A 14,671-nucleotide genomic window follows, 5' to 3' on the forward strand; every position below is an offset into this window, starting at 1 on the left:
ATTACAGATTTATGAAAGGTTTTTATGAAAACTTTTCGGCTGTATGAAAAGGTGGTTTACATGGCTAAGCTTTTTTATTTAACAACAAAACGCCATGGCGGCAATTATTATGTTCAGTTCCGGCTGGAGGACGGTTCTTTGTCTTACCAGAAAAGCACGGGAACACCGAACTATAATGAAGCGCAGAAAATTTCGTATCAGTGGCTTGCAAACGGAAACATTCCAGCAAGAATCAATTCTAAAACTCCGGACAGCACATCAAAAAATTTAGAAAAAGTGTCCTGGCTGAAACAGTTAAGGACGATGAAACTGACTCGTGACGATGTACAGCATATCGTAGATGTTCTTATCGAAAAAAAGATGCTTGTTTCTGGAATCCTTACGGCAGAACCGGGAAGCACTCCTGCCGTTCCGTTTCTTTACGACTTCTGGACATATAAAACATCTCCGTACTACAAAGAAAAGAAAGTTCTTGGAACAACTTTGAGCCATAATTATTTTGCTACAAACTATAGCAGAGTTGAACGCTACTGGGCTCCATTTTTTGAAGGCCGCCTTCTGGGAGAAATCACGCCGGATGATGTTACTGCAATTTATCAGGATGAAAGAATACAGAAACTTTCATCAAAAACAATCAAGGGAATTATGGATTGCGTTACGATTCCTTTAAAATGGGCTTATCAAAGACACATGACACAAATTGGCGGATTCAATGATTTGCCAAGAATTAAAGTAACCTCAAAAGAAAGAGAAGTACTTTCAGAAGTTGATGTTGCAAAAGTATTTGAGGCTCCATGGGGAAATGAAGTTTCAAGACTTGCAAATCTTCTGGCAATGTATACCGGAATGAGGGCCGGTGAAGTACAGGGTTTAAGGCTTCAGGACATCCAGAAAAATTATATCCAGGTTTCTCATTCATACAATAAATATAATGAGCTTGTTCCTCCGAAAAACGGTGAATGCCGGCCTTGTCCTATTTCAGATTCATTGAGGGAAGCATTAATCGAAAGGGCAAAATGCAATCCCAAGTATTCTTTATATAAGGGCGAAACTTTTGTCTTTTTTGGACAAGCCCCTTCAAAACCGATGAATCAGAGAAATTTTAATAAATACCTTCAGAGAGTTTTAAAAGATATCGGGCATAAAAATCCTGAAAAATACGGATTTCATTGCTGGCGACCTGGATTCTGTACGGAAGCAAAGTATGTTGTAAACGATGACCGTATGATCAGAATGGTATCCGGACATAAATCACAGCAGATGTTCGAACACTATTCAAAGCACATTGAACAGCAGAAAACCATCGAAACGATGGGAAATGCAGCAGAACAGCTCTTCGGGGATATTGTAGAGAAGGCATTGAAATGTCCTGATTTCGAAGATATGGCACTTTAATGCCCTGTAGTGCATAATTGACCGGATTTTGCTTGATTATATTCTGACGGTTTACTATATTTTAAATATATGACTCCGCCTGCCCAGGTCAGGAGGCGAACAGAATACAATGATTTTTTGAAAAACCCTGCCCGGGTGTAATTCAAAAAATTACCAGTGCGAATTTTTTGATTTCTTTATTTTGCATCGGTCATCAGTTTGACCAAATGTTTTACACAAGTGGCCTGCACAGCCATAAAGGAATCCAATGAAAATGTCAAATTCTCTGGAAATCGCAGAATTTCCAAACGAAACCCTTTTGACCAGAGCACAGGTCAAGGAAATCCTTAAAATCTCTTATGCACAGCTGGACTCACACATTCCGGACAGCGAACTGCCAAGAACACGGATGAACGGACACACCTTCGTGTACCGCAGCGATCTTGCGGCCTACATTCAGGCGCACAGAAGCAGCGGCAGCATACGAAAAAACTCCGTCAAGGGAGGCGAAGCATGAACCGTTCCGTAAGTTTTCTTGACGGCATTCTGGCAATGAAAGACAGCTGCCCTGCGAACGGAAGCGCGAGCATTTCCTATGCAATCCACAACGGAAAAATCTGTTCCGTAAGGTTCTCAAGGACTGAGGAACTTTTTACGGAAGAACGCAATGCGGAAAATGCAGTGTTCACGGAAAAAATCGAAGGCAGGATTCTGTCGGATCTTGAAAGCATCAGAATGCAGTTCGGAACAATTACCGTTTCAATCGATGCATCGCACGGAGCATTGAAATCCTATTCCCTGATTCCCTGCTCCACGCTGAATGCAAATCTTTTGAAGGCACAGATTGAAAGCCGGAGCACAAGGCTTGCGGCAAAACAGAATCAGGCAGACAGGCCTGAATTGCAGGAGACTATATGAATTTTTTTAACAGCATCATAAGCAGATCAAACAGGGCGGCGGACAAAATCAATGCCGCGGCAAAAACATTCATTTCGGACAAAGTGATCGTGTCGTCAATCGACAGGCTGCACTTTGACGAGGACTACAGGGCTGTGTTCAAACAGGAAGAAGAAAAAGTCCGGCGCATTGCGGAAGACATGAAGGCTAACGGCTTCGACAAATCCCAGCCGATTGTCATCGACGAAAACTTTGCAATCCTCGACGGAAACAGCCGCTATATGGCCGCAAAAGAAGCAGGAATAAAAAAAGTTCCCGTCATCATCAAGAGATTTGAAACAAAGAAGGAAGCCCTGCTTTATGAAATCAACCTTCAGATGAACAGGCGGAACATATAAGGATGATTCCGTACTGATTGAAACATACAGCACGATTGCTTCAATGAAGGACGAAAAAGGGAAGAAACTTTTCACCGATGCTGAAATCGCCGAAAAACTGGGCGTTTCTCCCAGACAGATTTCAAAGGCGAAGGAAGTGGACTCCAAGGCAGACGCCGGAATAAAGGAATCCCTGGCAAAAGGAGAGATTTCCCTGAACCAGGCGTACGGAAGCCTGAAAAAAACAGTCAGGAATGATGAAAAAAAGGCGGAAGTTCCGGCTGCCGAAGCGGGAAAAATCCGAAAAAATCCTGCCGGGGTAAAAACAGAAAATGCAGAACCTTCCGCAGGGAGGACATCAAAGCCGGATGAAAATTCCGCCGGAAAAAAGGCTTTTAAAAACCTGAACCTGAAATTCAGGCCGGAAGACTTTTCCCTTCTAAAAAGTGCCGCACGGGAAGCGGACGCTGCCGTTGAGGAATATGCAGTGAAGGTTCTTCTGGAAAAAGCCCGGCCTTTTTAAAATGAGCCTGTCAGGAGCAAAACTTTCCAAAGCCTGAGTTTCAGGCAGGGAAAGTCACTTCCGGAACATCACCGGTGAGTCCGGCGTGAAACTGATTTTCAGTTCCTTCCGAAGTTTTGACACCTTAACTTTCGGCGGACTGCATTTTCAGGAAAAGCGCCGGACTTTTTTTGTTTCCGGCGCAGAAAAAACATGCAGGGAAACAAAAACAACACAATCATAGATCCGATTGACGGAACGACATACGAAAAGGAACTGCATCTATTTGACATAAAAAAAGCGGTTCATTCAAAAGATGATGCAGGGGCATTAAGGAGAAGGCTTCAGCAGCTGAACTATTCGGTCAACGGGAAAAAGGCGTTTGACGAAAACGGAAACCATCTGGGGTTCAGGTGTTCGGCAAAATCCAGACCAAAAACCGCAGAAGGACACAACCGCAGGAAGAAAAGCTGGGTTGAAAAACTCGGACACATCGACAGAGAAAGCGGAGATTACGAAATCCTTCTGGATTACAGAAACCTCGATTCAGCCTACAAAGAAATTTTCGGCGAAGCCCTTGAAGAATACAACAGGAACCAAAGGTCAAACCGCAGGATAAAAAACTATCTTGAGCACATCAAAAACGACAGGCGGCAGGGAACGATGAAGAAAAGTGCGAAGACCGACAATTCAAGAAAGCCCTGCTACGAATTCATCTTTCAGATCGGGAAACGCGACAACAGGCTTGACACCGGGTCATCAAAAAAAGTTTTGAAGGAGTTCTGCCTTGAATGGATGCCTGAGCATTATCCGAACATCCGCCCCATCGGAATTTATCTTCACGCAGACGAATTTACAAAAGATGCGGCAACAGGCGAAGTTCTGCAGGGAGCGGTTCACATCCACTTCGTTTATGTTCCGGTCGCCCATGCACTTTCAAAAGAAGAGCAGGAAGAAGAAAAAAGATGGAAAAAGGAACTTGAAGAAAAAATGCGGAAGGAAGCGCAGGAAAAAGGAGAAGCCTTTGACAGGACAAAATTCGAAAGCCTGGACTGGCAGCTTCTCCGTGCAAAAAAGTTCGGAAAGGCAATCGGAAACGGAATGAAGCTCCAGACATCACTGACAGGAGCGTGCTGTGAAATGGGCTTCAGGACGAAAGGGAAACTGACTGCACAGATTCAGATGGAGGAAGCAGTACGCAGGGATCTTCTGGATTTTGCAGAAAGCTATGGAATCAAGGTCGAGCGGACAGTCGATAAAGACCGTGACGAAGAAGTTTCGATTCAGGAGTACAAAAAGAGGGAGGACAACAAGGCGGTTCTTGCAGAAACGAAGCGGCTTGAAAGGGAAATGCTTTTGATTCAGAAAGAGAACAGGAGGATTGAAGCAGAAAACAGGGCGAAATCTGAAGAACTTGAAAAACGCGGACAGGAAGTTCTGCATCTGGAGGAAGACAAGAAGGAACTGGAAAAGAAGCGGGCAGACCTGTCGGAACAGGCGGAAATCATCGAAGAGGAAAAACTTCGGAACGCAGAAGCAGCCGAAAAGAACCGGGAGAATGAAGAGGCAAACGAACGCAATGCAAGGGAGCTTGCCGAAAAACTCGAATCATTCAGTCTTCTGGAAGGGAAATACAAAAAGTATGCTTCTGCCGTTCATGACAACGAAAAGATTGAGGTGAATGTAAAGGCTATGGGACGGCAGCTTAAGATTGAACTTCTTGAACCCGAAGCCGGCTGGCGTGATAAAGTCGATTATGCAGTTTCCAATTTTACGGAGCGCTGCCAGAAAGTCGTTTCAAAACTAAGCGATGCAATCCGCGGATTTAAAAATTTCCTTCAGGGAAAGACGGCGCAGGATTTCAGAAACCTCGCCGATGATATGGACAGGAACGGAACAGGGACTTTTGAAGAGTACGAATCAAAATGGTCGTGCGAAGAGCTGGACTGGCAGATTGAACGGCGGCAGAAAAAACTCCGGCTTAAGATGAACAGGCGGAACGATGAAATCGAACGGTAGATGCAGAGCCGGCAAAACCGTTTTTAATTGATTGCAAAGTTGCGAACAAGGAAATCAGGTGAAAATTTCAGCCCGGTTTCCCTTTTTTTTGCATACTTTCCGTTATAAAGATGTCCGAAAGATTGGTCTTGCCAATCACAGTGAACACAACACCGACAATGGCAGCAGAGGAGCTGTAAGCCCCTGCAGCCACAGTCGGGATTGTGCGCCCGTAACGCCGGCCGGTCACTACCAAAAAAGCCAAAAATTCACGCACGGCGGAATGTTTTGCCCGTTCACTGTGAGGCAAGACCTGAGTTGCAAGATTGCGAATGAGAAAAATTCCCTAGAATATCCAAAATCCTTTATTACTTTTTTCTATATATTATGATAAATTTGTGATATAATGTTCTGATAATAACTAGTTATCAGAACATTAGTATATATTTATGTCAGAATATAAGATTAATCATACTTTTAATTATGATGACCTTTTGCCGGAGCAAAAGGCTCGTGTTCATATAGATAAAACTCTCGAAGATGCAGGCTGGACTGTTGTTAATCGTGATGAATTTGTACCCGATGCAATAAACGCACAAGCTGTCCGTGAAAACATTCTAAAAGGTAACAAAGAGGCTGACTACATACTTTACCTTGATGGAAAAGCCATTGCTGTTCTGGAAGCCAAACGCAAAGAAAATCATCTTGGAGTAGAAGTTGCTGAACAAGCCCAAACTTACGGAAACATTCTTCCTGATTGGGTTCAGACTTGGAAAAATCCACTTCCGTTTATTTTCCTTTCAAATGGAAGTATTTTGCTTTTTAAGGACATGCACGAGAAAGAACCAAAATATAAGGTTCTTAAAAAAATGCTGACTCCGAAAGAAATTGTAACGCTTGCAGGTAATGATATTCAATCTGAATATGCAAAACTTCCGTCAGTTCCGCCAGTTGGCCCAAAAGGTCTGCGTGAATGTCAATTTGAAGCCATTACAAATCTTGAACTTTCTTTTAAACAAGGACAGAAAAAAGCGCTTGTAGTTTTAGCCACAGGAGCCGGAAAAACTTTTACAGCTTGTACAGCAGCATACCGGCTTTTAAATTACACATCAGCAAAACGAGTTCTGTTCCTTGTTGATCGAAACAATCTTGGAAAACAGGCAGAAGGAGAATTTGGAACTTATAAACTCACGGAAACTGGAAATGCTTTCTCTGATGAATATATTGTGCACCGACTTAAAAGTGTTGAAAAAATTGGAAATGCAAGCGTTGTAATCTCCACTATTCAAAGGCTTTTTGCAGCTCTTACAGGACAAGAACTTGATGACACCGACGATGACGAAGAAATGGAGCATGATGAAGATACTCCGGGAAAACAGGTTCAGCTTGCGGGGAATGTCCTTCTGCCACCAGACTTCTTTGATGTAATTATTATAGATGAATGTCACCGTTCAATTTACGGGGATTGGCAGCAAGTTCTTACTTATTTCTCTAATGCTAAAATTATAGGACTTACTGCAACTCCTACTCCGGAAGCAGAAGCCTTCTTCAATAAAAATCGTGTTGTAAATTATACTCTTGAAAAATCAATAGCCGATGGTGTTAATGTCCCTCCGCGTGTATATCGAATTAAAACTGAAATTTCAGAGGCTGGCGGAACACTTCAAGAAGGTGAAAAGGTTACAAAGGTTTCTAATCTTACAGGACAGAGAACATCAAAAAAACAAACAGAAGAAAAACAATTTACCAAGAGCGAAATAGACCGAAGCGTAGTTGTTCCCTCTCAAATTGAAACAGTTGTACAAGCTTATAAGGATGCAATATATGACTCATTATATCCAGACAGAAAAAAAGACTGGGATATGATTCCAAAAACACTATTTTTTGCCAAGAAGGAAACTCACGCACAAGATATTCTAAAAGCAATTGAAAAAGTTTTTTCAAAAGAATTCCCGGAAGGTAAATTACCAGAACATTACGCTCAATTAATTACCTGCAAATCTGGTAACTCAAACCAGTTGATTAACGATTTTAGAAACAATAAAGATTTCCGTATTGCAATTACTGTTACTCTTGTTGCAACAGGAACTGATGTCAGACCTTTGGAAATTCTTGTATTTATGCGTGATATAAATTCTGAAGTTCTTTATACACAGATGAAAGGTCGCGGCTGCCGTATAATTGCCGATGACAAACTTCGTAATGTTACTACAAATGCAAATTCAAAAGACTGCTATTATCTTGTTGATGCCGTAGGTGTTACCGAACATGAGAAATCAATGCCTACACCCGGTGGAGATGGCTCTGTAAAACGAGTTTTATCTCTTAAAGATTTGCTGGAACATCTTGCACATGGAGAAGTTCCTGATGAAAATCTGAATCTTCTTGCCGGCTATCTTTCAAATGTGAACAAAAAAGCGGAAACAGAAGATTTGCTGGAGCTTAACGAACTGATTGGGACAATTACGATTAAACAACTTGCAATGAATATCTTTGAAGCGATTGCACCAGAAACATACAAGCTTCCGCCTTACGAAGATATAAATGCTCAAAATAACGAACGGAAGATTTTGATTTCTTCTCTTATCAATAATTTGAAAGCCCGAAAAAAACTTCTGGAAGTAAATGCCGGCTTTATAAAAATTGCTGTAGACAAAACAGATACATTGATTTCTGCAGGATTTTCAAAGGAACAGGCAAAACAATACATCGATACTTTTGAAAAATATCTTGAAGATAATAAGGATGAGGTTGAAGCTTTACGAATCCTTTACAATCAGGAAAAAGTTGCCATTACTTACAACATGCTCAAAGATCTGGAAAAGAAACTTCTTGCATACAACAACCAGTTCAAATCAGAATTTTTATGGACTTGTTATCAGACTTTAGACGGCGAAACTGGAAATGTAAAACCTTTGAATAAGGAAACTGAGCTAGGTGTACTTACAAACCTTATCCAGCTTGTAAGATACGGATATAAACTTGACAACGAACTTGTATCACTAAAAAAAAGATTTGGAAGTTACTTCAATCTTTATTGTGGACAGGCCTGGCGTAAATTTACACCAGAACAAGTTGAAATTGTACGGCAGATAGCAGAGTACATTGTGCAAAACGGCTGTATAAATAATATTGAATTAAATAAAGCAAAACATGATTTATTTGTAAAAGCAATTCCAATATTTGGGGCTGACAAATTAAATTCCGAAATGCAGACTATATCAAAATACTTATTCTATGGAAAGGCAGCATAAAAATGACAAAAAAAGAAACAACTCAAGTAAAACCAGAACAGACACTTACAAAGAAAGTCTGGAATATGGCTGATGTCCTTGCAGCAGCAGGCGTTGGATTTACAGATTATATCATTCAATTAACATATCTTTTATTCTTAAAAATGGATTCGGAAAAAGAATCTTACGGTTTGGGCAGTGCTCTCCCAGAAGGAAATAAATGGAAAGATATTGTTGAACTTGATGGCCCGGATCAGCTGGCTAAATATGAAAAGATTCTCGAAACTTTACAGGCAAAAGACGGACTTATCGGTGCAATTTTTACAGAAGCTCAGAATAAAATTACAAAACCAGCCCTTCTTAAAAAACTCATAGGAATGATTGATGAAGAAAACTGGTTCAGTATGGATGGCGACCTCAAGGGAGCAATCTATGAAAGTATTCTTGAAAAGAATGGTCAGGATAAAAAATCCGGTGCAGGACAATACTTTACTCCACGAGCTCTTATCAGTGCTATGGTTGATGTAGTTCAGCCACAAATAACAGAAACTGTTGCTGACCCTGCCTGCGGTACTGGTGGATTCTTGCTTGCTTCTTATGATTATATGAGAAAGCAAAGTGATGAGCAGGATAAAGTTGAATTCTTACAAACAAAAGCACTTCGCGGAAATGACATTACACCGCTTGTAGTAACGCTTGCTTCTATGAATCTTTATCTTCACGATATTGGAGCAGATACAACGCCAATCAAATGTGAAGACAGTCTGGAACATGAACCCGAACATCTTGTAGATGTAATTCTTGCAAATCCGCCTTTTGGAGCTCGCCCTGCAGGAAGTGTTGATATTTCCACAATGCGATCCGACTTGATTGTTACAACAAGCAACAACCAGCTGAACTTTTTACAGCATATGATGGTTATGCTAAAAGACGGAGGTCGAGCAGGAATCGTTCTTCCTGACAATGTTCTTTTTGCAGATGGTGCTGGAGAAATCTTAAGAAAGAAACTTCTTAAAGATTTTAATCTTCATACAATTCTTCGTTTACCAACAGGCATTTTCTATGCAAACGGAGTAAAGGCAAATGTTTTATTCTTTGAAAAAGGAACTCCAACAAAAGAAACCTGGTATTATGACTATCGTACAGGAATCAAACATACACTTGCGACGAAACCTCTTAAGCGTTCTGATCTTGATGACTTTGTAAGCTGCTACTGCGCAGGACATATCGAAGACAGAAAGGAAACCTGGAGTGAAGAAAATCCTACAGGCAGATGGCGTAAATATGATGTAAAAGAATTGCTCGAACGAGATAAAACAAGTCTTGATATTTCCTGGATTAAAGACAAAGACGATTTGGAAGATGTAACTCTGAAAGAACTTTTCTCAACAATCAAAGAAAAGGCAGTAAATATTAATACAGCCATAGGTAAACTTTCTAATTTGCTTCAAGGAATTGAAGGATAGATTATGGAAAAGACAATAAAAGAGACTATACATGCACAAGGAATAGAAATTGGTATTTACACAACTGATTTTGAAAATGAATTTATTTCATTAACTGATATTGCAAAATATCGCAATGAAGATGACCCAAGATTCGTAATTCAAAACTGGATGCGCAATAGAAATACAATTGAATTTCTTGGCGTTTGGGAAATACTTCATAATCCTAATTTTAACCGTGTGCAATTCGATACGGTTAAAAATGAAGCAGGTGCAAATCGATTTGTAATGACCCCAACAAAATGGATAGAACAGACAAATGCTATTGGTATTGTTTCCAAAGCAGGTCGTTATGGAGGGGGAACTTTTGCTCATACTGATATAGCAATGTCTTTTGCAACATGGCTTTCTCCAGAATTTCAACTTTATATAATGAAAGACTATCGTAGATTAAAGAGCGATGAGAATTCAAAACTTTCATTAAATTGGAATTTAAACCGAGAACTTTCAAAACTTAATTACAGAATTCATACTGATGCGATAAAAGAAAATTTAATAATTCCAGAACTTACAGCAGCACAAAAATCTTTTGTCTATGCAGATGAAGCCGACTTATTGAATGTAGCTCTATTCGGTCAAACAGCAAAAGAATGGAAAAAGAAAAATCCGGGCAAAAAAGGAAATATGCGTGATTATACAGACTTGCATCATCTTTTAGTTTTAGCAAATCTTGAAAGCTATAACGCAATACTGATTGAGCAGAATTTTCCTCAATCAAAAAGACTTGAATTATTACGCGAGACAGCATTAAAACAACTTAGAACTATTTGCGGATTCGACCTTTCTTCCTCAAAGATTCTTTCAATTGAAAACAATAAGGAAATTAAATAGATGAACACAAAAGCCTTACGACAAAAAGTTTTAGATCTTGCTATTCATGGTAAATTATTATCCCCAGAAATTGTTGCAGAATTAAAAAAGTCTCCAGAATACGAAACAGCTGATGTTTTATTAGAGAAAATCCGCAAAGAAAAAGAAGAAAAAATCTCGAAAGGTGAATTAAAAGCCGACAAAAAGGATAGTTATATTTTTATTGGTGATGATAAGCGGCACTATGAGAAGTTCGCAGACGGAACGGTAAAAGATATTGAAGATGAGATTCCGTTTGAAGTGCCGGAGGGATGGGCTTGGTGTAGATTATCAATGTTAGTTTCTGAATTAGGTGATGGAATTCATGGAACTCCTAATTATAATGATGAAGGAAAATATTACTTTGTAAACGGTAATAATATTGTTAATGGAAAGATAGAAATAAAAGCAGAAACTAAAAAAGTTGATGATTCCGAATATCTTAAATACAAAAAAACTTTATCTCAAAATACAGTTTTCGTCTCAATTAATGGGACTCTTGGAAATGTTGCATTTTATAATAATGAACCTATAATTCTAGGTAAAAGTGCTTGTTATTTTAATTTATTGATAACAGAATTAAAACAATACTGCTATTATTTTCTCATTAGTGATTACTTTAAGAAGTATGCAGAAGAAAACGCTACAGGTTCAACAATAAAGAATGTATCATTACAAACAATGCGAAGTCTTTTAATACCTCTTCCGCCTTTAAATGAACAAATAGAAATTGTTTCAGCAATCGAAAAAGTTTTTCAGCAAATTGAATATTTAGATAAAAACAAATCCGACCTACAAACCGCCGTCAAACAAGCTAAATCCAAAATCCTAGACCTTGCAATTCACGGCAACCTCATACCGCAATCCCCTAACGACGAACCTGCTTCTGTTCTCCTGGAAAAACTTCGTGCAGAAAAAGAAGAAAGAATTGCAAAAGGCGAACTTAAGCGTGATAAAAATGATTCTTACATCTATAAGGGTTCTGATAATTGTTATTATGAGAAGTTCGCGAGCGGGAAAGAAGTCTGCATTGAAGATGAAATTCCGTTTGAAGTGCCGGATTCTTGGAGTTGGTGCAGACTGGGAAAAATTGGTATTTGGAAATCTGGTACTACACCAAATAAAAAAAATATTGATTATTATAAAGACGGTACTATTCCATGGCTTTTAACAGGAGATTTAAATAATTGTATTATAACTGATATTCCAAATAGAATTACTGAAAAAGCGCTTAAAGAAACTTCATTAAAATTAAATCCTGCAAATTCTGTTTGTATTGCTATGTATGGAGCAACGATTGGAAAACTAGGAATTCTTTCAATTCCAGCTACAACAAATCAAGCTTGTTGTGTATGCTCAGATTTTCAAGGTATTTATAATAAATATCTCTTTTACTTTTTAATGCAACATAAAGAAAAATTTATACTTCAAGGTTTTGGAGGAGCTCAACCGAATATATCAAAAGAAAAAATTGTTTCAACTTTAATTCCTTTGCCACCAATTAACGAACAAAAAAGAATTGTCTCAAAGATTGAAGAAATATTTGGGCAGTTAGATCAAATTCAAAACAATATTATCTAATTCTTTAAACAGAATTTCTATTTTTTCAATAATCCGTCTTTGTTCCGCCAGAGGTGGTAGAGGAAATAGAATCTGTTGGATATTTGTCTTTGTTAAACTAGGAAGAGTTGTGCTGCTATCTATTGTTGTAAAATCAAATGTCTTGCAAAAGTAAAACAGATATTTGGGTAAAACCAAATTATTTGCACATAACCCAAAAGCAGTATCAACATTCCAAAATTTTTCTGTAATGAATAATGGATTATTTATAGATCCTTTCCTTCCAATAATTGTACAGTTTTCAGGACAAATATAATCATCAGCTCTTCCCATAACGCCACCACTTCCGTATATAGGATATTGACCATTTGGATTTTCAGCTTTGGATTGATTTTTACCATTTATAACAATAGCAATTTCACCAAATAAACACCATATCCACGACTCCGGTAATTCATAAGGAACTTCGATTTCTTCTGTTTTCCCGCTCGCGAACTTCTCATAATAACAATTATTTAGAGTATCTACATATTATAAATTTAAGAATTTTTTTAAGACATAAAAAACTGTTTTTAATCTGTCACTTGCACTTGTTCTAAAAATCTGATAATTTTACTCCGAATATATGTGGTTTACCACAATTTTTCGGACTAAATATGATAATTCAGCGAAAAAAATATCTTGATATGCTCATTTCCGGAGAAGGAAACAATCTTGTAAAAATAGTTACAGGTGTCAGACGTTCTGGAAAGTCTTTTTTGCTTTTTAAACTTTTTCATAATTATCTTGTAGAAAAAGGAGTTGATGAAAACCACCTTATAGAACTTTCACTTGACGACCTGCGAAACAAAAAATTACGTAATCCCGAAGCATTGCTGGAATATATAGACACTCATCTTCAAAATGACAAAAAAACAACTTATATAATTCTTGATGAAGTTCAGCTGGTGCAGGATTTTGTCGAGGTGCTTTTGAGCCTTCTGCACACGCCTTTTGTTGATGTGTATGTTTCAGGAAGCAATTCAAAATTTCTGTCAAAAGATGTTGTTACGGAATTCAGAGGGCGTGGGGACGAAATCCGGGTATTGCCGCTTTCTTTTTCCGAATTCTATACGGCGGTTGGCGGCGATAAAACAGAAGCCTGGATGGAATATTACACTTACGGCGGGCTGCCGCAGATTCTTGAATTTGATTCAGAGAAAAAGAAAAGTGATTACCTGAAAAATCTTTACGAGCTGACTTATATGAAGGACGTTCAGGAGCGAAATCATTTGCGTAATGCAGAAGGACTTTTTAAAGTCGTACAAATGCTTGCTTCCAGTATCGGCTCTCCTACAAACCCAAAACGAATGAGCGATACATTCAAATCTGTTGAAAAAAAAGTGGTAACAGACAAGACGATTTTGAATTATATTGAATGTCTGAAAGATGCTTTTTTAATTGAAGAAGCTTTGCGTTATGATGTGAAAGGCAGAAAATACATCGGTACGGAAACCAAATATTATTTTGAAGATGTTGGATTAAGAAATGCCATTTTGAATTTTCGGCAGCAGGAAGAACCTCATATAATGGAAAGCATTATTTACAACGAGTTGAAATACAGGGGATTCAATGTTGATGTCGGATTCGTTGAAAGTTGGACAACAAACTCAAGCGGCAAGTTACGGCTTGGACTTGAAGTCGATTTTGTTGTAAACAAAGGAGCCGAACGGATATACATTCAATCTGCGTTTAAACTGCCAACGGAAGAAAAAAAAGAACAGGAAGAACGTCCTCTTTTAAACATACATGATAATTTTAAAAAAATTATCATCACAGGCGACAACATAAAGCGCAAGACAGACGAAAAAGGAATTCTTACAATCGGACTTCTTGATTTTCTTCTTGATGAAAACTGTATTTAGACAATAACGATAGCATCAATTTCCTCACTGAGAATATGTATTCTACTCATCTTCATCGTTAATACGGAATTCTATCTCGTAGTTTTTGATAAACTTTGTTTCCTCGTCTGTAAGTCCGTAGAGTTTATAGACAAGAGCGCCTATTTGATGTTCAAGTGCGGTTGTGTCTGTAGATTCTTCGCTTTGCTCAAAATGACCGCCATGTGATACAAGCTCCTTTATACTTGCAAATGCTAAAAATATGATATATATTAAGAGTAGGGTTCTCTGTGAGTGAAAGTCGGCTTCATGCCGTGCGTTTCGATTGAAACCTAGCTCCTAATAGGACTCCATTTTTTTTGGTCAAGTTGATTTTTTTCTGTATAAAAAGCTCCATAATACTGATTTGTTTTAAAGTCAAAAATATCATGAACTAGCTTAATACCATAAGAAATCCACAGGCTATGCCTGTGGTGCGGTAAAGAGTTTTACA

12 protein-coding genes are annotated in these 14,671 nt (G+C 38.5%); 11 read left to right on the forward strand and 1 reads right to left on the reverse strand.

Going from position 1 to position 14,671, the window contains the following annotated elements; genetic code table 11:
• Nucleotides 1-60: 60 nt before the first annotated feature.
• The 10 genes from ACI4L0_RS00780 to ACI4L0_RS00825 all read left to right on the forward strand — a co-directional run bounded on the left by ACI4L0_RS00780 (nt 61) and on the right by ACI4L0_RS00825 (nt 12,316).
• Nucleotides 61-1,395: a tyrosine-type recombinase/integrase gene (locus ACI4L0_RS00780; protein ID WP_439798267.1), complete on the forward strand. Its 1,335-nt coding sequence runs from the start codon at nt 61-63 to the stop codon at nt 1,393-1,395.
• Nucleotides 1,396-1,648: 253 nt separating this feature from the next.
• Nucleotides 1,649-1,891 (forward strand): helix-turn-helix domain-containing protein, encoded by a 243-nt coding sequence (locus ACI4L0_RS00785; protein WP_439798268.1) that lies wholly within the window; start codon nt 1,649-1,651, stop codon nt 1,889-1,891.
• Nucleotides 1,888-2,292, forward strand: a complete 405-nt coding sequence (locus ACI4L0_RS00790; RefSeq protein ID WP_439798269.1) for a hypothetical protein — start codon at nt 1,888-1,890, stop codon at nt 2,290-2,292. Before ACI4L0_RS00785 ends, ACI4L0_RS00790 begins: the two co-directional genes overlap by 4 nt.
• A complete protein-coding gene (locus tag ACI4L0_RS00795) occupies nt 2,289-2,669 on the forward strand; it encodes a ParB N-terminal domain-containing protein (RefSeq protein WP_439798270.1) in 381 nt (126 codons plus the stop codon). Before ACI4L0_RS00790 ends, ACI4L0_RS00795 begins: the two co-directional genes overlap by 4 nt.
• A gap of 43 nt (nt 2,670-2,712) precedes the next feature.
• The gene (locus ACI4L0_RS00800) at nt 2,713-3,171 is read left to right on the forward strand and encodes a hypothetical protein (protein WP_439798271.1); all 459 of its coding nucleotides are present in this window, start codon (nt 2,713-2,715) and stop codon (nt 3,169-3,171) included.
• 192 nt (nt 3,172-3,363) lie between these two features.
• Nucleotides 3,364-5,169, forward strand: coding sequence for a hypothetical protein (locus tag ACI4L0_RS00805; RefSeq protein WP_439798272.1), 1,806 nt, complete (start codon nt 3,364-3,366; stop codon nt 5,167-5,169).
• Nucleotides 5,170-5,597: 428 nt separating this feature from the next.
• Nucleotides 5,598-8,402: a DEAD/DEAH box helicase family protein gene (locus ACI4L0_RS00810; protein ID WP_439798273.1), complete on the forward strand. Its 2,805-nt coding sequence runs from the start codon at nt 5,598-5,600 to the stop codon at nt 8,400-8,402.
• A 2-nt stretch (nt 8,403-8,404) separates the two neighbouring features.
• The gene (locus tag ACI4L0_RS00815; protein WP_439798274.1) at nt 8,405-9,847 is read left to right on the forward strand and encodes a type I restriction-modification system subunit M; all 1,443 of its coding nucleotides are present in this window, start codon (nt 8,405-8,407) and stop codon (nt 9,845-9,847) included.
• 3 nt (nt 9,848-9,850) lie between these two features.
• Nucleotides 9,851-10,717 (forward strand): KilA-N domain-containing protein, encoded by an 867-nt coding sequence (locus tag ACI4L0_RS00820; protein ID WP_439798275.1) that lies wholly within the window; start codon nt 9,851-9,853, stop codon nt 10,715-10,717.
• Nucleotides 10,718-12,316: a restriction endonuclease subunit S gene (locus ACI4L0_RS00825; protein WP_439798276.1), complete on the forward strand. Its 1,599-nt coding sequence runs from the start codon at nt 10,718-10,720 to the stop codon at nt 12,314-12,316. It abuts the gene before it with no gap.
• On the opposite strand, the gene ACI4L0_RS00830 is transcribed toward ACI4L0_RS00825, so the two are convergent.
• Entirely contained in the window at nt 12,287-12,766 is a 480-nt protein-coding gene (locus ACI4L0_RS00830) for a restriction endonuclease subunit S (protein ID WP_439798278.1), read from the reverse strand. The genes ACI4L0_RS00825 and ACI4L0_RS00830 overlap by 30 nt on opposite strands.
• Before the next feature lie 185 nt (nt 12,767-12,951).
• On the opposite strand from ACI4L0_RS00830, the gene ACI4L0_RS00835 reads away from it, so the two are divergent.
• On the forward strand, nt 12,952-14,199 hold the full coding sequence (locus tag ACI4L0_RS00835; RefSeq protein WP_439798277.1) for an ATP-binding protein: 1,248 nt from the start codon (nt 12,952-12,954) through the stop codon (nt 14,197-14,199).
• Nucleotides 14,200-14,671: the final 472 nt, after the last annotated feature.

The organism is Treponema sp., from assembly GCF_051883275.1.
GTDB lineage: Bacteria > Spirochaetota > Spirochaetia > Treponematales > Treponemataceae > Treponema_D.